Genomic DNA, 24,417 nt, shown 5'->3' on the forward strand with positions numbered 1-24,417 from the left:
GTTGACTAGATTATCTTGGCCGCTCTTTTCGCAATGTCGCGCTCACGCGCAGACGTTACGTGCTGAGCCCTCCCGCGATCGTCGGGATATCGAGCGGCTTGAAGCCGTAGTGGTTGAGCCAGCGGATGTCGTTCTCGAACAGCTGCCTGAGGTCGGCGATGCCGTATTTCAGCATCGCGATGCGGTCGATGCCCATGCCCCAGGCAAAACCCTGGTAGACGTCGGGATCGATGCCGCAGGCGCGCAGCACGTTCGGATGCACCATGCCGCAGCCGAGAATCTCCATCCAGTCCTCGCCCTCGCCGAAGCGGATCTCGCCCTTGTCGCGGCGACACTGGATGTCGACCTCGAGCGACGGCTCGGTGAACGGGAAGAACGACGGCCGGAACCGCATGTTGATGTGGTCGACCTCGAAGAACGCCTTGCAGAACTCGTGCAGGATCCATTTGAGGTGGCCGAGATGCGAGCCCTTGTCGATCACGAGGCCTTCGACCTGGTGGAATTGCGGCGTGTGGGTCGCATCGGAGTCGATGCGATAGGTGCGGCCCGGACAGATCACGCGGATCGGCGGCTTCTGGGTCAGCATCGTGCGCACCTGCACCGGCGAGGTGTGGGTGCGCAGCAGCATGCGCGAGCCGTCCTCCTTCGGGTTGAAGAAGAAGGTGTCGTGCATCTCGCGGGCGGGATGGCCTTCCGGGAAGTTCAGCTTGGTGAAATTGTAGTCGTCGGTCTCGATGTCGGGACCCTCGGCGACCGCAAAGCCCATGTCGGCGAAGATCATGGTGAGCTCGTCCCACACCTGGCTCAGCGGGTGGATGCGGCCGGTTTCCGCCGGCGCCTCGCGCAGCGGCAGCGTGACGTCGATGGTCTCGGCGGCGAGGCGCGCATCGAGCGCGGCCGCTTTCAGCACGTCGCGCTTGGCCGCGAGCGCCTGCGTCACCGCATCCTTGGCGAGATTGATCCTGGCGCCCTCGGTCTTGCGTTCCTCCGGCGACATTTTTCCAAGGGTCGCAAGCAGCGCCGAGATCGAGCCCTTCTTGCCGAGCGCCGAGACGCGCACCGCCTCGAGGGCGGCCTCGTCAGTGGCCGAGGCGATCTGGTCGAGGATGGATGTTTCGAGCGTTGCGAGGTCGGGCACGGTCAATTCCTGCGCTGAGCATGATTCGGCGGGAAGAACCGGCTTCCGAACCATGCGCCAAAATTCGGCTGGGTTGTCGCCGCCCGAAGGCCGTAACGTCAAGCAAAAAGCCGGTCATTTCGGGCTTGTGGCCGGCAGCATTGAACCCCGCGCGGAGGCCGGGCTACCCAAGGGGAGCTCAAGGAGACCCACGCGATGTTGCTGCGATCTTGCCTGGCCGTGCCGGCGGTCCTGTTCATGCTTGCCACGGCGCATGCCGCGACCGAGGAATGTCCCGCCAAATCGACCCAGATGGACGACATCATCGCGGTGCTCGAGAAGGCGCCGAGCTGCAACCGCGCGATGAAGATCTTCGAGGCGTGCGAATACGGCGCCAGCGGAGACGTCCAGTTCGGCGCCGTGGTCGAGAAGAAATGCGAGGCGGACTTCCTGTCCGGCCTCAACGGCGCGCCGAAGCGGGCGTACCAGCACGAGATGCAGGTCTGCGACCGCAAGTACCGGAATCAATCCGGCACCATGTACATCTCGTTTACGGCGTTCTGCCGGGCGCAGGTCGCCCAGCGCTATTCGCAGAAGGCGCTGAAAGCGGGCGCCAGAGTCCGCTAGGCCTCTTATTTGAGCATGATCTGATCGGAAAACCGGTAGCCACTTTTCCGGATCATGCTCAGATCAGGCGGCCAGCGCGGCCTTGGCCTTCTCGGCGATCGCCTGGAACGCAACCGGCTCGTGGATCGCAAGATCCGACAGCACCTTGCGGTCGACGACGACGCCCGACTTGGAGAGGCCGTTGATAAACACGCTGTAGGTCATGCCGAACGGACGGACCGCAGCGTTGATGCGCTGGATCCAGAGCGCGCGGAAGGTGCGCTTCTTGCGCTTGCGGTCGCGGAAGGCGTACTGGCCGGCCTTTTCGACGGCCTGCTTGGCGGTCCGGATGGTGTTCTTGCGGCGGCCGTAATAGCCCTTGGCGGCCTTGAAGACTTTCTTGTGCTTGGCGTGAGAGGTCACACCGCGTTTGACGCGAGACATGACGGAAATCCTTGAGATCTAGAAGAAGTGACGGGGCGCCGCGCGAGGCGCGGCCGGGTTCAAGCAGATGAGCGCGATCAGGCGTTCGGCAAGAAGTACTTCTTGACGTTGTCGCCGTCGGTCTTGAACAGCACGCGGGTGCCGCGGAGCTGACGGATCTGCTTCTTCGTCCGCTTGATCATGCCGTGGCGCTTGCCGCGCTGGGCGTGCATGACTTTGCCAGTGGCAGTCACCTTGAAGCGCTTTTTAGCGCCCGACTTGGTCTTCAACTTGGGCATTTAGCTCTCCTGTCGCCCAACACGAATATCGCCCAAAGAGGCGTTCGGCCGGCTAAAATGCTCGTTAGAGCGTTGAAAGTGCTATGGTTTTTTCCGAATTGAAAGAACCTGCACTGAACGTCGCCACGGCAGCCCTTGATCAGCCGGGCGGCGAAGGCCCGGCTTATGACAGAGGATCGGCGGTTTTGCAACGTTTGAGGCGGGAAATCGGGGTCCGGGGAACCAGCCTCTCCTTCCCCCTGAAAGGGGGAAGGAGAGGCTGGGGGTCAGCCGCAGACGCCGCTGCAAGTGGAGAAAGTAGATCCCCACCCGCTTTGCTCTGGCGAGCAAAGCGACCTACCCTTTTCAAGGGGAGGTTGGCCATCCGGGCTACAGGGCTCACATACGAAACGGCCCGCCAGAGTTCCGACGGGCTGTTCCCATTTCAACAAAGCGACAAACTCGAATTAGCGCGGCGCCAGCACCATCACGACCTGGCGGCCTTCGAACCTCGCGTCCTGCTCGACCTTGGCGAACTCGGCAACGTCGGCCTTCACCTTGTCCAGCAGCTTGGTGCCGATCTCCTGGTGCGCCATCTCACGACCGCGGTAGCGCAAGGTGATCTTGACCTTGTCGCCTTCCTCGAAGAAGCGCTGCATCGCGCGCATCTTCACATCATAGTCGTGATCGTCGATCATCGGGCGGAGCTTGATCTCCTTGATCTCGACGACCTTCTGCTTCTTGCGAGCTTCGGCGGCCTTCTTCTGCGCGGAATATTTGTACTTGCCGTAGTCCATGATCTTGCAGACCGGAGGACTGACGTTCGGCGAAATCTCGACGAGATCCATGCCGGCTTCCATGGCCATCTTGATGGCCACCATGGTTTCGACGGTGCCCTGGTTGACACCATCCGAATCGATCAACTGGATCTGCGCATTGCGAATCTCATCATTGGTGCGCGGCCCGTCTTTTGCGACTGTGGGCGGGGCTCTATTGGGACGGCGAATGGGTAACTCTCCGAAGTTGTGAAAGGGAAGGCGGTTATTTTGAAGCAAGACGCTGCTACGGGCAAGCGAACTCGCTCTTTTACGCGGCAAAACCGTCAATTGCGAGGCATTTTGGCCACGCTGGGCACATATAGCGGGCGCGCCTGCTCTGCAAGGCGGGCCTGATGCCGTTGACCGCCGCCGCGCGACGCTTGAAAAGCGGATCTCTGACACGCGAGTGACCAAACCATGAGCCAAACCGCCGCATCCGAGCAGGAACCCGCCTTCATCGAGGTCGGCGAGGGCAGTTCGGCGCGCCGGATCGCGGTGCGCGCCCGGGCTGGCAGCAATCCCGGCCTGTTCTGGCTCGGCGGCTTCAAGTCCGACATGAGCGGCACCAAGGCGATCGCGCTCGATGCGTGGGCCGGCGAGCATGGCCGCAGCTGCGTCAGGTTCGACTATTCCGGCCACGGCGAGTCCGGCGGCGACTTCGCCGAGGGCACGATCGGCCGCTGGCTCGAGGAGAGCGTCGCTGTCTTCTCGCAGTTCTGCCGCGGGCCGCAGGTCGTGATCGGCTCGTCGATGGGCGGCTGGATGGCGCTGCTGCTGGCGCGCGAAATCGCCAGACGTGGCAATGACGGCGGCGGCAAAGCCGAACTCGCCGGACTCGTGCTGATCGCACCGGCGCCCGACTTCACCGAAGAGCTGATGTGGAAGGGCTTCTCGCCCGAGATCCGCGCCGAGATCGAGACCAACGGCGTCTGGCTCAGGCCATCCGAATATGGCGACGGCTCTGCCTATCCGATCACCCGCAATCTGATCGAGGAGGGCCGCAACCACTTGCTGCTCGGCAGCAAGATCGACGTCGGCTGCCCGGTGCGCATCCTGCAGGGCGCGCAGGATCCCGACGTGCCGTGGAAGCATGCGTTCGCGCTGGTGCATCGGCTGCCGGCCGAGGACGTGGTGCTGACCATGATCCAGGACGGCGACCACCGGCTGTCGCGTCCGCAGGACATCGCGCGGATCATCGCCGCGGTGGCGGAGATCTGAGCACGCCGCCGCCCTTGCGAGCCTCGAAGCATGGGCCACACACCGGGGAGAAACGCCAAATGGACACGACGACGATGCTGCGCGCGTTCTGCGACGCGGTCGAACAGCGCGACGGCAAGGCCTTCGCAAACCTCTTCACCGAGGATGGCGTCTACCACGATGTGTTCTACGGCGCGTTCGAGGGCCGCGCCAAAATCGCCGAGATGATCGACGACTGGTTCTACCGGACCGCGGCCGATTTCCGCTGGGTCATGCATGATCCGGTCAGCGACGGCACGACGCTCTATGCGCGCTACACGTTCAGCTACCGCTCGACTTTGCCGGAAGCCAAGGGCGCGCGTGCGATGTTCGAGGGCGTCGCGATCATGCGGCTACGCGTCGGCAAGATCACGGAGTACCACGAGGTCGCCAACACCGCGCCGGCATTCGTCGATCTGAACTTCGCGCCGGAGCGGATCGCCAAGATCGTCCGCAAGCAGGGCACAGCGCTCAGGGCGCGGCCGGAGATGCAGCGGCATTTGGCGTGAATCATTCTCCGCCGTCATTCCGGGGCGCGCGCGTTAGCGCGAGCCCGGAATCCATCAGGCCGCATGCGCTGACGGAGAAACGGATTCCGGGCTCATCGCTGCGCGATGCCCCGGAATGACGGTCACGGCGGCGGTGGGTTGCTCATCGGCTTGCGCTGGGCGAGCGCCGCCACGGTGGACGTGCCGATCGGGCCCTTCTCGTCATAGAGCCAGCATTCGCCGATCGCGACGCCGTCGGTGGCGTGATGGTTGACGACCTCGAAGCCGATCCAGTTGCTCACCGGCAAACGGTGCAGATAGATCGTGACGTCGCTGTTGATGTAGCCGAGGCCCTGGTCGCCGGCATTGGCGAAGGGGCTGGCGAAATCCGCGCCGGTCGCGACATGGACGAACGGCGTCATCTTCACGCCTGCGACGAGCTCGCGGACTTCGCTCATCCAGAGCCTTCGCTCGCCGAGCGAGCCCATGTGGCCGATGATCGGCCGCGTCTCCCACTTGCCGTTCATGCCGAGCCTCGGATCGGCCGGCTTCGGGATCTCCTGCGGCGCCGGCACCTTCCAGTTCGGGGGCGACCACACATTGCCGGGCGCATTTTCCGTCCTGCGCAACAATTGGCAGGAGGCGCGCGCCATGCTGGTGCCGCCGGAGACGAACTCGGCCTCGATCACCTTGATGCGGAGCCCATCGCGCAAGAGCTTCGTCGTCACCTCGACCGGCGTCGTGATGTTGGGCAGCCGGAACATGTCGACCGTGAGCCGTGCCGGGACGAAATCGTCGGAGCCGTGGCGCTCCTCGATAACGAAGCCGAGCAGGCCGATCACGACGCGGCCGTGCATCGATTCCGGGCTCCACGGTCCGTTCGCAACTGACGTCGGCATGAAGCCGTCGCCATGCCTGGTGAAGAAGGGCGGGTTTGTCATGGTTGTCGACCATGACGGGAACGGCGCGATGAAATCAAGAGGCGGCTGCCGCGCGCCACTCCTGCTGCACGGTGATATCAGGCTCGTCACCGGCCCGTGACGCCAGCGCCGCGAACGCGTCGCGCGGCATCAGTTGTGACAACGCCCACACCGCCGCGCCGCGCACCAGCGGGCTCGCATCGTCGAGCAGCCGTCGCGCCTCGCCGGCGAGACCTGCATCGCCGGAGTTGCCGATCGCGATCAGCACATTGCGGATGAAGCGATCGCGGCCGATGCGCTTGACCGGCGATTTCGTGAACAGCGCGCGAAACGCGGCATCGTCGAGCCGCGCAAGATCGGCGAGCGTGGGCGCCCGCAACGTATCGCGGGCGGCGAGCTTCTGCTCGCGTCCCGCCATCGCGAACTTGTTCCACGGACACACCGCGAGGCAATCGTCGCAGCCATAGATGCGGTTGCCGATGGCCTTGCGGAATTCGTGCGGGATCGGGCCCTTGTTCTCGATCGTCAGATACGAGATGCAGCGCCGCGCATCGAGCTTGTAGGGTGCGGGAAACGCCGCGGTCGGGCAGATGTCCTGGCAGGCGCGGCAGCTGCCGCAATGATCGGCTTCGCCCTCATCACGCGGCAGTTCGGTCGCGGAATAGATCGCGCCGAGAAACAGCCACGAGCCGAACTTGCGCGACACCAGATTGGTGTGCTTGCCCTGCCAGCCGATGCCCGCGGCCTGCGCCAGCGGCTTCTCCATCACAGCGGCGGTGTCGACGAACACCTTCACCTCGTCGCCGGTCATGGCGGCGAGCCAGCGCGCCAGAATCTTCAGCCGCTTCTTGAGCACGTCGTGATAGTCGTCGCCCTGCGCATAGACCGAGATCGCGCCCTGCGATCGGCGCGCGAGAATGTTGAGCGGATTGTCGTCGGGCCCGTAATTGACGCCGAGCATGATGATCGAGCGCACGCCACCCCATAGCACGCGTGGATCCGTGCGCCGCTCCGGATTGGCCGCGAGCCAGTCCATCTCGCCATGGCCGCCGGAGCCGAGGAATTCCAAGAAATATCTTCCGGCCTCGCGCGTCGCATCAGGCGTCGTGAAGCCGATGGCATCGAATCCGAGCGCGCGCGCCTCGCGCCCAAGCGCTTCCTTGAGATCGGACGGAGAGAGCCTGACCGCCCGGTTCAGAAGTCGAGGTCCACATAGGTGCGCGATGCCGGCACCCCCGCCAGCCATTCGCTGAGCAGCGGGCGGAACGACGGGCGGGATTTCACCCGCGCGTACCACGACTTTGCCGCGTCGTCCTCGCTCCATGGCACGTCGCCCAGATAGTCGATCGCCGAGAGGTGCGCCGCGGCGGCGAGATCCGCGTAGGTGAGGCGGTCGCCGGCGAGATAGTTCCGCGTCTTCGCCAGCCAGCCGATATAGTTCAGATGATAGCGCACATTGACCTTGGCGGCGCGCATGATGTCGGGCGCCGGCGGGCCGCCGCCATTGTCCTCGCTCATGAAGCGCTTGTAAATCCGCTCGGTCACCAGCGGGTTGGAGGCTTCTTCGAAGAATTTCTCGTTGAACCACGCCATCAGCCGGCGCACCTCGACGCGCTCGGCCGTCGAGGTCGGCAACAGCCGCCGTTCGCCGGCATCGAGGCCATGCGTCTCGTCGACATATTCGGCGATCACAGGCGCCCCCGGGATCGGCGGAAAACCCTCGGCGATCAGCACCGGCGTGTTGGCCGCCGGATTGAGCGCGAGGTACGCCTCGCGCCGCTCCCAGACCCGTTCCTCCACCAGGCGCAGATCGAGGCCATACTCGCCGAGCACGAGGCGAATGAAGCGCGAATGCGGACAGAACGGATGGTGATACAGCGTATACATGAAGCCCTTGGTAGTGTCGTGGCGCTTAAGAAACCATCAACCTGTGTGACCTGAACCTGTGAATTGGCCAGACCAGTTCCGCTCGTCTCTATGTCGCGTCGGCACGCAAACCGGTAGCCACCCCCGCAGATGGTGCGGGTCACAAAAACGCTATAGCCCAGCAAATCGGCCGGGTAACCCATTGTTTGACGATTCTTTGCGATTGCGGCCTATGTGCGAATAAGCGAGAAGAATTCGGTTTTCCACACAGGGCAGATCAGATCATGATGACGGATATGCTGCGGGCGGTGATTCTCGGCATCGTCGAGGGCGTCACGGAGTTCCTGCCGGTTTCTTCGACAGGCCACCTGCTGCTCGCGGAACGCTTCTTCAATCTCGGCGAAGGCAATTTCTGGAAGAGTTTCACGATCCTGATTCAGCTCGGTGCGATCCTTGCGATCCTCGTGCTCTACTTCACCAGATTGTGGCGCGTCGCGCTCGGCATGTTCTCCAATCCCGACGACCGCCGCTTCGTCATCGGCGTGCTGGTGGCGTTCCTGCCCGCCGTCGTGATCGGCCTGATCGCCGGCAAATACATCAAGGAATTCCTGTTCAATCCGTGGGTGGTCTGCTTCACGCTGATCGTCGGCGGCGCCGTCCTGCTCTGGGTCGATCAGCTCGATCTCAAAGTGTACGAGGACGACGCGACCCGGTTCCCGCTGTTGATGTATTTCTGGATCGGCGTCGCGCAGTGCCTGGCGATGATCCCCGGCGTGTCGCGCTCCGGCGCCAGCATCGTGGCTGCGATGCTGCTCGGCGCCGACAAGCGCTCGGCGGCGGAGTTCTCGTTCTTCCTCGCGATCCCGACCATGATCGGCGCGTTCGCCTATGATTTCTACAAGAACCGCGCCGACTTCTCGTCGGACAATCTCAGCGTCATCGCGGTCGGCTTCGTGGTCTCCTTCATCGTTGCAATGGTCGTGGTGAAGACGTTCCTCAACTACGTCACCCGCCACGGCTTCACGTTCTTCGCCTGGTGGCGCGTGATCGTCGGCACGCTCGGCCTGATCGCGTTGGCGATGGGAAGGTAAGGCCTAGCTCGCCGGGACGAAGGGCGGAGAGTGCTTACGCGCTCTTCTTCTGGAACTGCCCCGTCGCGCGGAAGCGCCAGAGATATTGCGGGGCGATCGCTTCCATCGAATCGGGCGTGATGCCGAGGCCCGCGAAGGTGAGACCGGCGGCCTTGGCGGCGTCGGACACCACATTGTCCGTGCGCAGCATCGCGACCTGGTCCGGGGTCAGCGTGAACGGCCCCGGCGCGAACTGCAGGACAAACGACTGCAGCTTGGCGAGGCCGAACGGCAGCGGCGCCAGCATGCGGTCGCGCTGGGTGATCTGAAGGATGATCTGCATCACCTCGCGCATAGTCAGCACTTCCGGGCCGCCGAGCTCGTAGGTCGCGCCTGGCTTCGCCTTGCCGTCGACGGCATCGGCCACGGCGTCCGCGACGTCGGCGACATAGGCCGGCTGCAGCCTGTTGACGCCACCGCCGACCAGCGGCAGCACCGGCGACATCCGCGCCAGCGCCGCGAAGCGGTTGGTGAACTGATCCTCGGGCCCGAACAGCAGCGACGGCCGCATGATGGTGGCTTGCGGCAGGGCGGCCTGCACCGCCTGCTCGCCTTCCGCCTTGGCGCGGTAATAACCCGACAGCGAATCCTTATCGGCGCCGATCGCCGAGACATGGACCATCCGGGCGCCGGCTGTGGCCGCCGCCTTGGCGATGGTCTCGGCGCCCTTCACCTGCACGGCGTCGAAGCTCTGCCCGCCGCCCTCGGCCAGGATGCCGACCAGGTTGATGGCGATATGCGAATCACGCATCGCCGCCTCGACCGAGGCCGGGTAGCGCACATTGGCCTGGACCGCATGAATCTGGCCGACGCGGCCGAGCGGCTGCAGATGGCCGGCCAGTTCAGGCCGCCGCACCGCGACTCGCACGCGATAATCGCGCTTGCAGAGCGCCCGGACCACGTTCCGTCCCAGAAAACCCGATCCGCCGAAGACCGTGACGAGCGTTTCCAGGTTCGATGCCATGAGGTCCATTCCTGCCGGATTCGAGAGCGATTGGGCGCATTTAGAGCCTCTCGCGATACGCCATCAGCCCAATCCTGTACAGGCTATTTGAATTTCCGATCGCGAATTTGACAAGCGCGTAACCGATCCTTACTAAGCCGCTCCACATGCCCAGGTGGCGGAATTGGTAGACGCGCTGGCTTCAGGTGCCAGTGGCTTAACGGCCGTGAAGGTTCGAGTCCTTTCCTGGGCACCACCCCTTTTTAAGCGATTGAAATCGCTAACGTTCGTGGGGCGGGTTAGGCGAAGCCGTAACCCGCCACCGACAAGGGCGTTTGGGATTCAAGCAGCACTGATCTTAGAAGTAGGCGGATCGTTGCGTCGCGGCCTAACGAGATCAATCCAGTATCGGCAAGACCAATCGGACGAGACGGCCAGCCCGCGCCACCAATTGGTCGGCGCTGGCCGATTCAAGCTCGCCGCCATACCTCCGGATCCGCGACCGCCCGTCACACCACCCGCCGCCCTGCGCGCTTTGCGATCGGCCGCTGCACAAAATACATTGCGATCAGCGAGATCATCGAGCTCGCCACAACGACGTATCCTATCCGGTCGAAATGCAGCAGCGAGCCGTCCGCATTCTCGGCGACGATCGCGGCTGCAGCCACCGAGCCGAGCCCGCCCGACAATTGCTGCACCGACGCGCTGATCGCGCTGAACGATCCGCGCTGGCTCGCATCCGGGATCGCCGACATCAGCGCCTGCGACGGGATCATGCGCGAGAAGATGCCGACAAACATCAGTACATTGACGATGATCGCGGTCAGCAGCGAGACGTGGCCGAGATGGGTGTAGATCAGCACCATGATGGCCGACACCACGCAGCCGAAGACGAAGGTCGGATATTTGCCGAACGCATCGCTGGCGCGGCCGACCAGCGGTCCCATCAGGATGCTGAACAGGCCGGAGACCAGATAGATCGTCGGCAGATGGACGATGTCGATGCCGAGATTGTGCACGGTGAAGGCGCTGCCGAACGGCATCAGCATGAAGCCGCCGGTCGCCAGCAGCGTCGTCACCAGGAAGGCCAGCGTGTAGCGCGGCTGCGCGACGGTTGAGATCAAATGCTGGAACGGGTTGCGGTCGTGCTGCAGCTTGAGATGCCCGTCGACCGGCTCCATCACCAGCGCGATGGTGGCGATCGCCGCGATCGACAGGCCGACGATGGCCACGAAGCAGATGTGCCAATTCCAGTGATTGGCGAGGAAAAGCCCGGCGGGCACGCCGAGCACCTGGCTCGCGGCGAACGCGGTCTGGATGAAGCCCATCACCCTGCCGCGCAGATGCAGCGGAAACAGGTCGGTGACGATGGCGAGCACGACGGAGCCGATCACGCCGCCGAACAGGCCGGTGACTATGCGGCCGAGCAGCAGGACATGGAAATTCTGCGCCAGTGCGCACAGCACGGTGCCGAACGTGAAGCCGACATAGAAGAACAGCAACAGCCGCTTGCGGTCGAAGCGATCGGCAAAGCCGGCAGCGAGGATGCCGGAAATGCCCGCCGCGAACGCATAGGCCGAGACCGCGACGCCGAACTGGCCGGCCGTGATGTTGAGCGACGGCATCAGGATGGCGCCGAGCGGCGACATGATGATGAAGTCGAGGATCAGGGTGAACTGCGTGAACGCAAGCAGCGCGATCAGGAACGATTGATAGCGTGAAAAGCCGCGTTCCTGCGGCTCGTCGATCGGCGCGGCGATGGTCTGTTCCGACATGAGGTTCATTCGTGATGATGAGTTGAGCTGCGAGCGGCTGGGCACAGATAGGGGCCCCGTTCGCGGATTTCATCGGCGCCGAAATGCAAAAAAATGCGCGGAAGCGTGATCGAGGGCCGCGAAATTTCCCATGCTTCCATATGGGAATTGTGCCGCCTCCGATCATCCCACCTCTGATCGTTTGAATTGCAGCGTGATCCAAATGCAACAGCAGTCGCGCGATTGGGTCGCCGTGTCGGGATATGGCAAAGCTGGGCGGAAACCCCTGGCTGAGGGACCCGAGACCTCCTATCCGCTCGCATCCCGGGCGTTTGAGCGCTAGTGTCGCCCGTCGAATCGATCCAAGACCCGAGGCCGTTTTTCATGACCATCCGCCTGCATCGCGGCGACCTGCCTGATCTGTCCCGCTACACCGATTCCGTGGCAATCGACACCGAGACCATGGGACTGCATCCGCACCGTGACCGGCTTTGCGTGGTGCAGATGTCGAACGGCGACGGTACCGCCGACGTGATCCAGATTCCGAAGGGGCACACCGATGCGCCGAACCTGAAGGCGCTGCTCGCGAATCCTGCGATCACCAAGATCTTCCATTTCGCGCGGTTCGACGTCGCGGTGCTCTACAACACGTTCGGCGTGATGCCGGCGCCGGTCTATTGCACCAAGATCGCCTCGCGCCTGTCGCGCACCTATACCGACCGGCATGGCCTGAAGGATCTGGTGCGCGAGGTGCTGAACGTCGAATTGTCGAAGCAGCAGCAGTCGAGCGATTGGGGTGCGCAAAGCCTGAGCGAGGCCCAGCTCGCCTATGCCGCGTCCGACGTGCTGCATTTGCATGCGTTGCGCGACAAGCTCAATGTCATGCTGGCGCGCGAGGGACGCACGGATCTCGCGAAGGCGTGCTTTGATTTCCTTCCCGCCCGCGCCAGGCTCGATCTCGACGGCTGGGAGGCCGAGGACATCTTCGCCCATTCGTGATTTCGCCCGTTCATGATGGGCGCCGAATTCGTCGCAGCCGGGCCGGTTCCGCCCCGTTTCGGCCAAACTGTTCACGCGTGGTCCGCCTTGAAGTCGGCTTGGGGGGCGCGACGCGAGGTCCGGGCTGCATATTGGGGCGGCTCCGGCTAGAATAGGGGCAATTCCGCGCCTCTGGAGCTCAGGTGAATTCGGTTCAGAATCCAGCCCAGAATCCAGCCTATGTCACGGGCCTCGAGGCGCGCTTTGCCGCCGCCGCGCGGCACAGCCGCATGGTGCGAATCCTGCGCATCGCGGTGCCTGCGGTGGTCGGGCTGTCGATGGCCTCGATCATCTTCGTCTCGGTCTACAATCCATGGCGCGAGATGATCCCCAAGCTACCGGTTGAGATGGACAACCTCGTGGTGTCCGGCACCAAGATCACGATGGAATCGCCGCATATCGCCGGCTTCTCGACCGACGGCCGGCCCTATGAGATGTGGGCCAAGGCCGCGATCCAGGACGTCACCGATCCCGATCATGTCGAGCTGAAGACGATCCGCGCCAAGGTGGCTCAGCAGGATCGGTCGACGGTGACGATGGATGCACGCACCGGCTTCTTCGACAACAAGAAGCAGCTGCTCGACCTGCGCCAGGACATCTTCCTGCAGTCGTCCACCGGCTATGAGGCCAAGCTGACGCAGGCCTTTGTCGACATCAACAAGGGCAACATGTCGTCGGACGAGCATGTCGACGTCAAGCTGCTCGAAGGCACGCTGACCGCCGACCGCCTCAGGATCTACAACAGCGGCGAGCTCGTGCGGTTCGAAGGCAATGTCGTGATGAACCTGGACAAGCTCGGCGACAACAATCCGAGCCCGCCCGCCGAGCCCGCGCCACCTCCGCCGCCACCGAAGCCGCGCAAATCCGCCAACCCGAAATGAATTTGATGATGAGACGTTTTCCGCACGGCATCGCAATTGCGGCCTTTCTGCTCACGCTGTTCGCAGCCGGCGCTGCGTCCGCGCAGGGCTCGATGAGCGGCGTTCCCAATGCCATGCAGGGCTTTTCGCAGAACCGCGACCAGCCGATCCAGATCGAGGCCGCCTCGCTCGAAATGCGCGACAAGAAGAAGGAGGCGACCTTCGCCGGCAATGTGAAGGTCGTGCAGGGCGACACCACCATGACCTCGAAGGTGCTGGTCGTGTTCTACGAGGATAAGTCGACCCAGACGCCGGCGCCTGCCGCCGGCGGCACCAAGGCCGGGGCGGCCAAGGGCGCTGCGCCGATACAATCGGCAACGCCCGGCCCCGGCGGCGCGTCCTCGATCAAGCGCCTGGAGGCGAAGGGCAATGTCGTCGTCACCCAGAAGGATCAGGTCGTCACCGGCGAGACCGCGATCTTCGACACCAAGACAAACCTGATCACCATGCTCGGCGGTGGCGGCGGCCAGGTGGTGCTGACCCAGTGCCAGAACGTGCTGCGCGGCGACCGTCTGCTGGTTGACATGACCACCGGCGTCTCGCGGGTGGAATCCGACAGCGGCAAGGTGCAGGGCCTGTTCATCCAGTCGCAGGGCGGACAGAACGGCAAGGGCGGCTGCGGCACGCCGGCTGCCCCCGGCGCGGCCCCTGCAGCCCCGTCGCCGCTCCAACTGCTTCCGGGTAGCAAGTCGAAATAGGCTTCACAAAGCAAGCTGCACGTAAGGTGAAGTAGAATCAATAAGTTAGATAATATTTTGCGACCGCGAGGTTGAAGCGCGCGGGGCGAGACTGTATCTACTTCAGCGGCCCGGCCGGACGATGTGCCTTTGAGGGGGAGTTATGTTGGCCGGGACAGGGGCATTCATTCATTCAAGGCGCGGGTGATCGCGCCTTGCAGTGTTGTTTGAGCATGATCTCCGCGCAGACGCGTCCGCTTTTGTCGCGAAGGAAGGCCGGTATCCAGTTTTCCGGCGCATGCTGGCGCCTTGGCGCGCGAATCGATTGGTGCGCAGGCAAGGTCGCGGGATCACCGTGAAAGGCTGAAGCGAAGCGGGGATGGTGGATTTTCTCGGCATGTTCCGGCGGCGCCCTGCGAAACGCAGTTCCGGATTTGCGCGCGCGCATGACGACATCACGGCGCTCGGCGACCAGTTCGGCGAGATGCTGACGTCACCGGTGCGCGACGCGCCACCGATGGCGCGCGCCGCCCCGGTTCCCGCCGTCGAGCTGCCGCGATCCCAACCCGCGGCAGCGCCGGCCCCAGCGCGGGCGAGGCCCGCCAGGAACGCCGCTTCTGCGCCGCAGCTCATCAAGCGGCCGGGCTATCTGGCTGTGCATAGCGTGGAAAAGAGTTTTGGCAGCCGCCAGGTCGTGCGCGGCGTCAGCATTTATGTGCGCCGCGGCGAGGCGGTCGGCCTGCTCGGGCCGAACGGTGCCGGCAAGACCACGGTGTTCTACATGATCACCGGCCTGATCAAGGCCGATCGCGGCGCGATCGAGCTCGATGGCCACGACGTCACCAAGCTGCCGATGTATCAGCGCGCGCGGCTCGGCATCGGCTATCTGCCGCAGGAAGCCTCGATCTTCCGCGGCCTGTCGGTCGAGCAGAACATCCGCGCCGTGCTCGAGGTCGTCGAGCCTTCGAAGAAGAAGCGCGAGCACGAGCTGGATTCGCTGCTCGACGAGTTCAACATCACGCGGCTGCGCAAGAGTCCATCGATCGCGCTGTCCGGCGGCGAGCGCCGCCGCGTCGAAATTGCGCGCGCGCTGGCGACGCGTCCGAATTACATGCTGCTCGACGAGCCGTTCGCCGGCATCGACCCGATCGCGGTCGGCGACATCCAGGACCTCGTGCGCCATCTCACCAACCGCGGCATCGGCGTGCTCATCACCGACCACAACGTCCGCGAGACGCTCGGCCTGACCGACCGCGCCTATATCGTCTATGCAGGTGAGATCTTGACGGAGGGAAGCCCGGAGGAGATCGTTAACGATCCGGATGTACGCCGGCTTTACCTTGGCGAGGAATTCCGCCTGTAGCCCAAAAATTGCATCCGTCAAGCCGTGTACATCCTACGCGGACTAAGCTAAGCAAGAATCGAGCCAACTTTCAGGATCGTTCTTGCCTCCATGGCGCTGACGCAAAGACTAGAGTTCCGCCAGTCGCAGTCGCTGGTGATGACGCCGCAGCTGATGCAGGCGATCAAGCTGCTGCAACTGTCGAACCTGGATCTGTCGGCCTTTGTCGAGGAAGAGCTGGAGCGCAACCCGTTGCTCGAGCGGGCCGCCGACGGGCCGGAACCGCCGGTGGCGGGCGAGCCGGCGATGGAGCGGCCAGACTACGGCGACTCAGACGGTTCCTCCAGCTACGGGGACGACGGCGAGGCGTCCGACATGACCGCAGGCTCGGGCGGCGAGGCCGCCTTTGAGCCCGGCCAGGAGGAATGGCTGAACCGCGACCTCGGCACTCGCGCCGAGATCGAGCAGACGCTTGATACCGGGCTCGACAACGTGTTCTCCGAGGAGCCGGCCGAAGCCGCCGCGCGCGCCGCGCAGGACGCGCCCCCGTCGGTCTATACCGAATGGGGTGGTGGCGCCTCCAGCGACGACGAATACAATCTCGAGGCCTTCGTGGCCGCCGAGCTGACGCTCGCCGACCATCTCGCCGAACAGCTCGCGGTGGCGTTCTCGGCGCCGGCGCAGCGCATGATCGGGCAGTATCTGATCGACCTGGTCGACGACGCCGGCTACCTGCCGGCTGATCTCGGTCAGGCCGCCGAGCGCCTCGGTGCGTCGCAGCAAGCGGTCGACGAGGTCGTCGCGGTGCTGCAGAAGTTCGATCCGCCGGGCGTGTGCGCGCGAAACCTGAGCGAGTGCCTGGCGATCCAGCTGCGCGAGCTCGATCGCTACGATCCGGCGATGCAGGCGCTGGTCGAGCATCTCGATCTGCTCGCCAAGCGCGACATCGCGGCCTTGCGAAAGCTGTGCGGCGTCGACGACGAAGACATCACCGACATGATCGCCGAGATCCGCCGGCTCGATCCGAAGCCGGGGCTGAAGTTCGGCACCGCGCGGACGCAGACCATGGTGCCCGACGTCTATGTGCGTCCGGGCCCCGACGGCGGCTGGCATGTCGAGCTCAACAGCGACACTCTGCCGCGCGTCCTCGTCAACCAGACCTACTACTCTGAGCTGTCGAAGACGATCCGCAAGGACGGTGACAAGTCGTACTTCACCGACTGCCTGCAGAACGCGACCTGGCTGGTCCGCGCGCTCGATCAGCGCGCCCGCACCATCCTGAAGGTCGCAACCGAAATCGTCCGCCAGCAGGACGGATTCTTCACCTATGGCGTCGCGCACTTAAGGCCGCTTAATCTGAAGGCGGTGGCGGATGCGATCCAGATGCATGAATCGACGGTGTCGCGCGTCACCGCCAACAAATACATGGCGACCAATCGCGGCAGTTTTGAATTGAAGTATTTTTTCACCGCATCGATCGCCTCCGCCGACGGCGGCGAGGCCCATTCGGCCGAAGCGGTGCGTCACCACATCAAGCAATTGATCGACGGCGAGGCGGCGTCGGCGATCCTGTCCGACGACACGATCGTGGAACGTTTGCGCGCTTCGGGCATTGATATTGCCCGTCGGACCGTCGCGAAGTACCGCGAGGCGATGCGGATACCATCCTCGGTGCAGCGCCGCCGTGACAAACAGAGCATGCTTGGTAATGCCCTTTCAGCTCCTGCCTCCTCGCCCGACCGCTCGCGCGATACAGCCCCCGTTTAGGTTACTTCTAGAGCATGACCCCGTCCGAGTACGGACAGGATCATGCGCTCGTTGCGTTCGCCTCAAATCGCGATAGTCTCAATCTTTCCTGGCGAAGCGTCGTCCAGCAAGGGAGGTGACCGGAAGCCCAGCAAACATCATGCTCGTGCAAGAGTGATCGAGGCATCCAGCAATTGAGGCATCAAATGACCCTTCGAATCTCGGGAAAGAGCATCAGCCTCGGCGAGGCGCTTCGCGCGCGCGTCAGCGAGCGCACCGACGAGGTCCTGCGAAAGTATTTTGATGGCAACTACTCCGGTCACATCACGCTGAGCAAGGATGGCTTCGGCTTCCGAACCGACTGCTCGCTTCATCTGGATTCCGGCATCACGCTGGAAGCCGAATCCAATGCCGCCGACGCCTATGCCAGCGCGGACGCCGCGCTCCTGATGATCGAGAAGCGCCTGCGTCGCTACAAGAGCCGGCTCAAGGACCGCTCGGCCCGCAAGACCTACACTGCGAACGCTGCGTTTGCCGAATTGAACGGCGTCGGGCTCGACGCGCCGAGCTACGTCATCGAGGCGCCCGAGAACGAGGACGAGGTCACCGAATACAGCCCGGTGATCATTGCCGAGGCAACCACCGCGCTGAAGCGGCTGTCGGTCAGCGAAGCCGTCATGGAGCTCGATCTGTCCGGCGCCTCCTGCCTGGTATTCCAGCATGGCGGCAGTGGCCGGTTGAACATCATATACCGCCGTACGGACGGCAATGTCGGCTGGGTCGATCCGCCGGCGGTGAGCCCCTGAGGATAGTTGGCCCATGGCATTGACGTCCGAAGCCAGCCCTGCTTATGGTCCGCCGCCTCCAGCAATAAGGGGGCGGAACAGGGTTCGCAGGTGTTGGCACCGCCGATACGTTGGAGTAGAAGCCCTGCCAGCTGGACCCGGGCTAAGCCCGCATCCCACCTCAACTTCTTGACGCCGCCGCTGTAAAGCCTATTTCGCAACCTGACGGTTCATTCACCTCGGAACGTCCCAATGCCGATTACCGATTTGGTCGCACCCGAGGCGATACTCCCGGCTTTGAAAGTCATCAGCAAGAAGCAGGCGCTGCAGGAACTCGCCGCGCGCGCTTCGGCTTTGACCGGGCAGAACGAACGCGCGATCTTCGAGGTGCTGCTGCAGCGCGAGAAGCTCGGCACCACGGCGGTCGGCTATGGCGTCGCCATTCCGCACGGCAAGCTTCCCAAGCTGGAGAAGCTGTTCGGCTTCTTCGCCCGCCTCGAGCGCCCGATCGATTTCGAGGCGATGGACGGCCAGCCGGTCGATCTGATCTTCCTGCTGCTCGCGCCGGAAGGCGCCGGCGCCGATCACCTCAAGGCGCTGGCGCGCATCGCCCGCCTGCTGCGCGACCAGGACGTCGCCAAGAAGCTGCGTGCCTCGCGCGACGCGCAGGCGATCTACTCGGTGCTCGCGCTGCCCCCGGCGAGCGCGGCCTAATCATCCGCATTCGCGAATTCGTTCGCGCAACTGTCATCAAGACATAGTTCGTTCGTCACGCGATGGCGCGCGACACCGCGCGATCATTTCGATCGCCGTAGCCCGATGAAGCGAAGCGCAATCCGGGGAAAATCTCGCAAGCCGCGCAGATCCCGAATTTCGTTGCGCTTCGTTCGCAACTCTATCAGCAGATCGTCGGCAGCAGGCGGCGGACTTCGTCGAGCAGATCGGGGATCGCCTTCTCGTCGCTGGCGAGGTGCCTGAGCAGCGCGCTCTGGAACAGGCCGTCGAACAGCGCGTAGAGCGCGGCCGGAGACGATGCCGGCTTCCTGTTGCCCAACTCGGCGTAGCGCGCGGCGATCCGCCAGATCATCGCTTCCAGGCTCTTGTCGATCTCGAGCACATCCTTGCGAAACGCGGGCTCGAACATCGCCTGCGAGCGCAGATCGTACCAGAGCCGATGCATGCGCGCTTCGTTCTCAAGCGTTGCCGCAAGCTTGGCGAGGAAACCTTCGGTCAATTCGTCGCGGCTTCGTGCCGTCGTCACCACCTCGTCATAGCGCGTCACGCATTTCGCCTTGTAGTGACGGACGCAGCAGCAGATCAGATCGAGCTTGTCGCTAAAGTAGTAGTGAAACACGCCGTGGGTGAATGCGGAGTTCTGCGCGATCTCGCGCAGGCTGGTGCGCGCGAAGCCGAGTTCGCCGAGCGTTTCCAGCGCGGCTTCCGCAAGCTCGATGCGGCGTGCGTTGAACTTCTCGTCGCGCAGCGTCTCGGCCGCCACCGCCACACGTTGGGCCGCTCCTGTCGCTTGCCGCGCCATCCCGTGCTTTCCTCCTTCTTCCCTCTGAAGTGCGACGACCCGCCGTCGCACTTCAGCTCGACGTTTGCGCATGGTCCTCTCGGAAAGCCGCTTCGCATTTTTCCGGATCATGCTTGAGCGACTATACCGCGACGACCGCGGCGCGCTCCATCTCTTCACAATCATCCTCTTGGACACTTGTCAAATTCAGGCTTGACAAGTGTCAAGTTCCTGGACGAGGGTTGGCGAAATAATTTGGACAACCGTCAAGACGGCTGACCTAACAACATCAGGAGGAAATGCATCGCCGGGCGCGCCAACGCTGCGCCCCGCCGACGCCTGCCGCCATCAACACCAATGCGCTGAGACTATGCCGTCCGCCGGCCCGTGCTGCCGACGGCCGCGGCACCGATCAAAATCATCAAGCAAAGGGAGGACTACGTCATGAGTGCGAAGAGCCTTGAAGGCCGGAAAGCCCTGGTCACCGGCGGCGCCCGGGGGATTGGCGCTGCAATCGCGCAGGCGCTGGCACGGTCCGGCGCCGCGGTCATGATCGGCGACATCCTCGACGATGCCGGCAAGGCCAGCGCCGCCGAGATCGCCAAGGCCGGTGTCAAAACCGGCTTCGTCAAGCTCGATGTTACCGACGACACGCAATGGGAACGGGCCGTCGCCGCGACGGTCGAAACGCTGGGCGGCTACGACATCCTGATCAACAATGCCGGCATCGAGATCACCTCGCTGGTCGCCGAGATCAAGGCCGAGGACGCGCGCCGGATGTGCGACGTCAACATCGTCGGCACCGTGCTCGGCATGAAGCACGCCTTCCGCGCGATGCGGCCGGGCGGAGCCGCGGGCAAGGGCGGCGCCGTCGTCAACATCGCCTCGGTCGCGGCGACGATCGCCTTTCCGAGCATCGCCGTCTACTCCGGCACCAAATCCGCAGTCGATCGCATGACGCGGGTCGGTGCGATGGAAGCCGGCAAGCTCGGCTACGGGGTGCGGGTGAACTGCATCTATCCCGGCCTGATCCCGACCGACATGGGTCTGCAGCTCGCCAATGACATCGTGAAGATCGGTCTCGCGCCCGACGTCAACGCCGCCGTCGGCTCGGTGGTGGAGCAGACGCCGCTCGGCAAGCTCGCCGAGGTCTCCGACATCGCCGACGCCGCGGTGTTCCTGTGCTCGAACGAGGCCCGCTTCATCACCGGCATCGGCCTGCCGGTCGATGGCGGCATGGGCATGTAGCAACAAAGCCGACAACAAGCATTTCGGAGGATCGCAATGAGCGAGAAGAAGCCCGTCATCGTCTATGGCGCTTCCGGCTACACCGGCCGGCTGGTCTGCGAATATCTGCGCGAGTACAACATCCCCTTCATCGCCGCCGGTCGCAGCGGTGAGAAGCTCAACGCGGCGATGAAGTCGAACGTGGCCGGCATCGAGACCGCCGACCACGAGGTGGTTTCAGTGCCGCACACCGCGGCCGCACTGACCGAACTGTTCAAGGGCGCCTCGGTGGTGCTCAACACCGTGGGCCCGTTCGCCAGGTTCGGCGGCGAGGTGGTGCAGGCCTGCCTGGCTGCCAAGTGCCACTACACCGACACCACCGGCGAGCAGGACTGGCTGATCACGCTCGAGCAGGAATTTGGCACGAAGTTCGCCAATGCCGGCCTGCTGCTCGCGCCGGGCATCGCGCAGATGTACACCACCGGCGAGATTGCCGCGCAGCTGTGCCTGGAGACGCCCGGCCTCGACACGCTTGATATCGCCGTGTTCTGGGGCGGCAGCCCGACCATCGCCTCGACGCAGACCATCCTGGTCAACGCCGCGATGGCCAAAGCCTACTACCTGGAGCAGAACAAGTACGTCGAGCATCAGCCCGATGCCGGTCTCTACAACCTCGCCATCCCTGGCCAGCACGAGCTGGCGCTGGCGCTGCCGTGGGGCGGCACCTCGCACCCGGTGTGGTTCAAGCGCGATCCGCGCGTGGCCAACGTGAAGGTGCTGGGCGGCGTGTTCAACCGCGCGTTGATGCTGGGCGTGCCGCAGATCGTCGCCGCCGCGCTGGAGGCAACCAAGGACATGAACCCCGACGCCCGCTACGCCGCGCTGGCGCAGACCGCTGCCGGCGTGATGAACACGATGCCGCCGCGCGAGAACCCGCGCGTCAACAAATCGATGGACTCGGTGTACGCCTCCGGCCCGCTGGGGCGCGCGCACTGCGTCATCTACGGCAACAGCAACTACAAGCAGACCGGCATGCTGCAGGCCTTTGCCGCGGCGTACCTGCTGCAGCAGCCGCCCAAGCGCGTGGGCTTCGCCTCCGGCTGCCAGGCGTTCGGCCATCACGAACTGCTTGGGCAATTGCGCAGCTTTGGCCTGGTCGGCAAGCCGGTCCTGACCGTGCACGATTGAGCTTGAGCCCCGCTTGGCTCGGGGCTCAACACTCCCTTCCCTGAAGCGTTTTCGTCAAGCGGACCGGTAGCCGATCTGCTCGAAACGCCGCTTCCGCGGGTGACGCAGTAGCGCGTCACCCGCCTCTTGCGCGAGACCTGCCATGCGCTTCATCGATTATCTCGACAAGGGTGCCTCGCTCGGCGCCGACGCGCCGTGCCTCACCATGGACGGGCGGGACCTCAGCTATGGCGAGGTGCAGCGGCTGAGCTACCGGATCGCCCGCGGGCTCGAGCGATCGGGCATCGCGCCCGGCGAGAAGGTCGCGATCCTGTCCGGCAACGATCCGCTCGCGTTCGCCTGCGTGTTCGGCATCTCGCGCGCCGCCGCGGTGTGGTGCCCGATCAACCCGCGCAACGAGGCCACCGAGAACAAGTTCATCCTCGATCAGTTCGATTGCAGCCTGCTGCTGTTTCATTCGAGCTTCGCGCCGATGGTCGAGGCCGTCAGGCAGGATCTGCCCAAGCTGCGCGCGCTGGTCTGCCTCGATACCGAACTGCCGTTTGCGCCGTCTTTCGACCGCTGGCTCAGCGGTCTTGCCGATGATGTCTATCAGCGCGACACGATCGACGATCTCGCGATGATCCCGGGCACCGGCGGCACCACCGGCAAGCCGAAGGGCGTGATGCTCTCAGGCCGCAACATCGAGGCGATGACGGCGCTGACACTGATGGGTTACCCGTTCAAGGGCCGCCCGATCTATCTGGCGCTGGCGCCGCTGACGCATGCCGCCGGCGTGCTTTGTTTTCCGATCATGACGCTCGGCGGCCGCGTCGTGATCATGCACCACCCTGACATCGGCGAGTTCCTAGCGCTGATCGAACGCTATCGCGTCACGCATACGTTCCTGCCGCCGACCGTGATCTACATGCTGCTCGATCATCCCGGGCTCGATGCAGCCGATCTCACCTCGCTGCAATGCTTCTGGTACGGCGCGGCACCGATTTCGGCGACGCGGCTCGCGGAAGCGTTGAAACGGATCGGACCGATGGCGCAGCTGTTCGGTCAGACCGAGGCGCCGATGATGATCTCGATGATGGCGCCCGCCGATCACTACAATGCAGACGGCACGATCGCGATGGAGCGCCTTGCCTCCGCCGGGCGGATCGGACCGCTGGTGCAGGCCGGCATCATGGATGGCGACGGCAAGCTGTTGCCCGCGGGATCGCGCGGCGAGATCGTGGTGCGCGGTTCGCTTGTCATGGAAGGCTACTACAAGAACCCGGAGGCCACGCGTGAGGCCTCGGCGCATGGCTGGCACCACACCGGCGATATCGGCTACATCGACGGCGACGGCTACCTCTACATCGTCGACCGCGCCAAGGACATGATCATCACCGGCGGCTTCAATGTTTACTCGATCGAGGTCGAGAACGCGCTGCGCGCCCACGAGGCGGTGCAGGATTGTGCCGTCATTGGGCTGCCCGACGACAAATGGGGCGAGCGCATCGTCGCCGTGGTGCAGCCGCGCGCCGGCCAAACCGTCGATGCGACGGCGTTGGCCGCGTTCGTCAAGCAGCAGGTCGGCAGCATCAAGACGCCGAAGCAGATCGAGGTCTGGGACGATCTGCCGCGTTCCAAGGTCGGCAAGGTGCTGAAGCCCGACATCCGCGCGCGCCTGACCGAGCGTTCAGGCGGCTAAAGCGCGATGAGATCAGGTTGAATCGTCATCGCGCTTTAGCTCCTTGTTTGAGCATGATCTTTTCGGAAAACCGCTTCGCACTTTTCCGGATCATGCTTGAGGGCGCGCATCCGGACTCCATGGACCCGGGTTGATGTCGCGCGTCGTTATAACGCTCGCTATTCGGTGAGTGCCAGCGTAGGATCGCGTCATCACCGCCCTTCCCACGGCGTCCATCGGTGACTGAGGGCAACGAAGCGCTCCCGCCGGAAGTGGAGGAGCGTGCGTGTCTCGATTTCGCATGGCCGATTGGATCGTGCCGCCGGTGATCGTCCCGTTGTTTCTTTTGCTCCTGGTGGCTGCTGCGGCCCTCCTGCATGGATAGGACGACGCAGCTCCAATCCCTGGTCCGCGGGAACCATCAATTCAGCCGCGTCAGCCTTGGTCGCCCCACGGGAGGTATCTCCATGAGAACGCTTGTTCTCGCCCTGGCACTTGGCGCCTTTACCCATGCCGCTCTCGCCGCAGAGCCGACCTGCCGCGCGATCGAAAACACGGGGGCGCGCCTCAGCTGTTACGACGCGGCATTTCCTCCGAAACCGAAGGAGCCACCGGCGGTCGATGACCCCGCGCCGCGAGCTGAATACAAGGATCCGTTGATGACGGAGGACGCTCGAATCGCGGCCAAGCTGAAGAATATCTGTCGCGGCTGCTGAGATCTGCGACAAGGCGCGCACGG

The 24,417-nt window shown here is 64.0% G+C and carries 24 protein-coding genes and 1 tRNA gene; 15 read left to right on the top strand and 10 right to left on the bottom strand.

Features of this window, described 5'->3' with window-relative positions:
* Positions 1 to 55 precede the first annotated feature (55 nt).
* Entirely contained in the window at positions 56 to 1,138 is a 1,083-nt protein-coding gene (pheS, locus tag HAP47_RS01160; RefSeq protein WP_173639794.1) for a phenylalanine--tRNA ligase subunit alpha, read from the bottom strand.
* Between the two features lie 195 nt (positions 1,139 to 1,333).
* On the opposite strand from pheS, the gene HAP47_RS01165 reads away from it, so the two are divergent.
* Positions 1,334 to 1,744 (top strand): hypothetical protein, encoded by a 411-nt coding sequence (locus HAP47_RS01165; RefSeq protein ID WP_173639793.1) that lies wholly within the window; start codon positions 1,334 to 1,336, stop codon positions 1,742 to 1,744.
* A 63-nt stretch (positions 1,745 to 1,807) separates the two neighbouring features.
* Here HAP47_RS01165 and rplT read toward each other — a convergent pair whose 3' ends face one another.
* From rplT to infC, 3 genes are all read right to left on the bottom strand, one after another.
* On the bottom strand, positions 1,808 to 2,167 hold the full coding sequence (rplT, locus tag HAP47_RS01170; protein WP_029081033.1) for a 50S ribosomal protein L20: 360 nt from the start codon (positions 2,165 to 2,167) through the stop codon (positions 1,808 to 1,810).
* Positions 2,168 to 2,244: 77 nt separating this feature from the next.
* Positions 2,245 to 2,445 (bottom strand): 50S ribosomal protein L35, encoded by a 201-nt coding sequence (rpmI, locus tag HAP47_RS01175; protein ID WP_008539890.1) that lies wholly within the window; start codon positions 2,443 to 2,445, stop codon positions 2,245 to 2,247.
* Positions 2,446 to 2,891: 446 nt separating this feature from the next.
* Positions 2,892 to 3,431: a translation initiation factor IF-3 gene (infC, locus tag HAP47_RS01180; protein WP_092126381.1), complete on the bottom strand. Its 540-nt coding sequence runs from the start codon at positions 3,429 to 3,431 to the stop codon at positions 2,892 to 2,894.
* A 228-nt stretch (positions 3,432 to 3,659) separates the two neighbouring features.
* On the opposite strand from infC, the gene HAP47_RS01185 reads away from it, so the two are divergent.
* On the top strand, positions 3,660 to 4,460 hold the full coding sequence (locus HAP47_RS01185; protein WP_173639792.1) for an alpha/beta hydrolase: 801 nt from the start codon (positions 3,660 to 3,662) through the stop codon (positions 4,458 to 4,460).
* Between the two features lie 59 nt (positions 4,461 to 4,519).
* A complete protein-coding gene (locus HAP47_RS01190) occupies positions 4,520 to 4,987 on the top strand; it encodes a nuclear transport factor 2 family protein (protein WP_173639791.1) in 468 nt (155 codons plus the stop codon).
* 122 nt (positions 4,988 to 5,109) lie between these two features.
* Here HAP47_RS01190 and HAP47_RS01195 read toward each other — a convergent pair whose 3' ends face one another.
* The 3 genes from HAP47_RS01195 to HAP47_RS01205 are packed head-to-tail and all read right to left on the bottom strand — an operon-like array spanning position 5,110 to position 7,773.
* Complete coding sequence (locus HAP47_RS01195) at positions 5,110 to 5,907, bottom strand: acyl-CoA thioesterase domain-containing protein (RefSeq protein ID WP_173639790.1); 798 nt, start codon at positions 5,905 to 5,907, stop codon at positions 5,110 to 5,112.
* A gap of 34 nt (positions 5,908 to 5,941) precedes the next feature.
* Entirely contained in the window at positions 5,942 to 7,132 is a 1,191-nt protein-coding gene (queG, locus tag HAP47_RS01200) for a tRNA epoxyqueuosine(34) reductase QueG (protein WP_173639789.1), read from the bottom strand.
* Entirely contained in the window at positions 7,081 to 7,773 is a 693-nt protein-coding gene (locus HAP47_RS01205; protein WP_173639788.1) for a glutathione S-transferase family protein, read from the bottom strand. The genes queG and HAP47_RS01205 overlap by 52 nt, the downstream gene beginning before the upstream one ends.
* A 263-nt stretch (positions 7,774 to 8,036) precedes the next feature.
* Between HAP47_RS01205 and HAP47_RS01210 the strand changes: the two genes are divergently transcribed.
* Positions 8,037 to 8,843 carry an undecaprenyl-diphosphate phosphatase gene (locus HAP47_RS01210; RefSeq protein ID WP_173639787.1) on the top strand — a complete coding sequence of 269 codons (807 nt, stop codon included), beginning with the start codon at positions 8,037 to 8,039 and terminating at the stop codon, positions 8,841 to 8,843.
* A 34-nt stretch (positions 8,844 to 8,877) separates the two neighbouring features.
* Here HAP47_RS01210 and HAP47_RS01215 read toward each other — a convergent pair whose 3' ends face one another.
* On the bottom strand, positions 8,878 to 9,846 hold the full coding sequence (locus HAP47_RS01215; protein ID WP_173639786.1) for a complex I NDUFA9 subunit family protein: 969 nt from the start codon (positions 9,844 to 9,846) through the stop codon (positions 8,878 to 8,880).
* Between the two features lie 148 nt (positions 9,847 to 9,994).
* Here HAP47_RS01215 and HAP47_RS01220 point away from each other — a divergent pair.
* Positions 9,995 to 10,081 (top strand) — tRNA-Leu (locus tag HAP47_RS01220).
* A gap of 253 nt (positions 10,082 to 10,334) precedes the next feature.
* Here HAP47_RS01220 and HAP47_RS01225 read toward each other — a convergent pair.
* Positions 10,335 to 11,600: an MFS transporter gene (locus HAP47_RS01225; RefSeq protein ID WP_173639785.1), complete on the bottom strand. Its 1,266-nt coding sequence runs from the start codon at positions 11,598 to 11,600 to the stop codon at positions 10,335 to 10,337.
* 363 nt (positions 11,601 to 11,963) lie between these two features.
* Here HAP47_RS01225 and HAP47_RS01230 point away from each other — a divergent pair, with 363 nt between their 5' ends.
* The 7 genes from HAP47_RS01230 (at position 11,964) to ptsN (ending at position 18,801) form a co-directional block, all read left to right on the top strand.
* Positions 11,964 to 12,578 carry a ribonuclease H-like domain-containing protein gene (locus HAP47_RS01230; RefSeq protein WP_173639784.1) on the top strand — a complete coding sequence of 205 codons (615 nt, stop codon included), beginning with the start codon at positions 11,964 to 11,966 and terminating at the stop codon, positions 12,576 to 12,578.
* A 182-nt stretch (positions 12,579 to 12,760) separates the two neighbouring features.
* Complete coding sequence (gene lptC / locus HAP47_RS01235; protein WP_173639783.1) at positions 12,761 to 13,498, top strand: LPS export ABC transporter periplasmic protein LptC; 738 nt, start codon at positions 12,761 to 12,763, stop codon at positions 13,496 to 13,498.
* Positions 13,495 to 14,235, top strand: a complete 741-nt coding sequence (locus tag HAP47_RS01240) for an LptA/OstA family protein (protein WP_371821726.1) — start codon at positions 13,495 to 13,497, stop codon at positions 14,233 to 14,235. The genes lptC and HAP47_RS01240 overlap by 4 nt, the downstream gene beginning before the upstream one ends.
* Positions 14,236 to 14,593: 358 nt before the next feature.
* Positions 14,594 to 15,577 (top strand): LPS export ABC transporter ATP-binding protein, encoded by a 984-nt coding sequence (gene lptB, locus HAP47_RS01245; protein WP_173639781.1) that lies wholly within the window; start codon positions 14,594 to 14,596, stop codon positions 15,575 to 15,577.
* Between the two features lie 90 nt (positions 15,578 to 15,667).
* Entirely contained in the window at positions 15,668 to 17,323 is a 1,656-nt protein-coding gene (gene rpoN, locus HAP47_RS01250) for an RNA polymerase factor sigma-54 (RefSeq protein ID WP_173639780.1), read from the top strand.
* A 185-nt stretch (positions 17,324 to 17,508) separates the two neighbouring features.
* Positions 17,509 to 18,108: a ribosome hibernation-promoting factor, HPF/YfiA family gene (gene hpf, locus HAP47_RS01255; RefSeq protein ID WP_173639779.1), complete on the top strand. Its 600-nt coding sequence runs from the start codon at positions 17,509 to 17,511 to the stop codon at positions 18,106 to 18,108.
* A 231-nt stretch (positions 18,109 to 18,339) separates the two neighbouring features.
* Positions 18,340 to 18,801 (top strand): PTS IIA-like nitrogen regulatory protein PtsN, encoded by a 462-nt coding sequence (gene ptsN, locus HAP47_RS01260; protein WP_016843543.1) that lies wholly within the window; start codon positions 18,340 to 18,342, stop codon positions 18,799 to 18,801.
* A gap of 184 nt (positions 18,802 to 18,985) precedes the next feature.
* Here ptsN and HAP47_RS01265 read toward each other — a convergent pair whose 3' ends face one another.
* Positions 18,986 to 19,624 carry a TetR/AcrR family transcriptional regulator gene (locus tag HAP47_RS01265; RefSeq protein WP_173639778.1) on the bottom strand — a complete coding sequence of 213 codons (639 nt, stop codon included), beginning with the start codon at positions 19,622 to 19,624 and terminating at the stop codon, positions 18,986 to 18,988.
* A 423-nt stretch (positions 19,625 to 20,047) separates the two neighbouring features.
* Here HAP47_RS01265 and HAP47_RS01270 point away from each other — a divergent pair, with 423 nt between their 5' ends.
* From HAP47_RS01270 to HAP47_RS01280, 3 genes are all read left to right on the top strand, one after another.
* On the top strand, positions 20,048 to 20,851 hold the full coding sequence (locus HAP47_RS01270; protein ID WP_173639777.1) for an SDR family NAD(P)-dependent oxidoreductase: 804 nt from the start codon (positions 20,048 to 20,050) through the stop codon (positions 20,849 to 20,851).
* Positions 20,852 to 20,887: 36 nt separating this feature from the next.
* A complete protein-coding gene (locus tag HAP47_RS01275; RefSeq protein WP_173639776.1) occupies positions 20,888 to 22,018 on the top strand; it encodes a DUF5938 domain-containing protein in 1,131 nt (376 codons plus the stop codon).
* A gap of 142 nt (positions 22,019 to 22,160) precedes the next feature.
* Complete coding sequence (locus HAP47_RS01280) at positions 22,161 to 23,699, top strand: AMP-binding protein (RefSeq protein WP_173639775.1); 1,539 nt, start codon at positions 22,161 to 22,163, stop codon at positions 23,697 to 23,699.
* The last annotated feature ends 718 nt before the right edge of the window (positions 23,700 to 24,417 follow it).

Origin of the sequence: Bradyrhizobium sp. 41S5 (assembly GCF_011516665.3) — a bacterium.
Taxonomy (GTDB): Bacteria; Pseudomonadota; Alphaproteobacteria; order Rhizobiales; family Xanthobacteraceae; genus Bradyrhizobium; species Bradyrhizobium quebecense.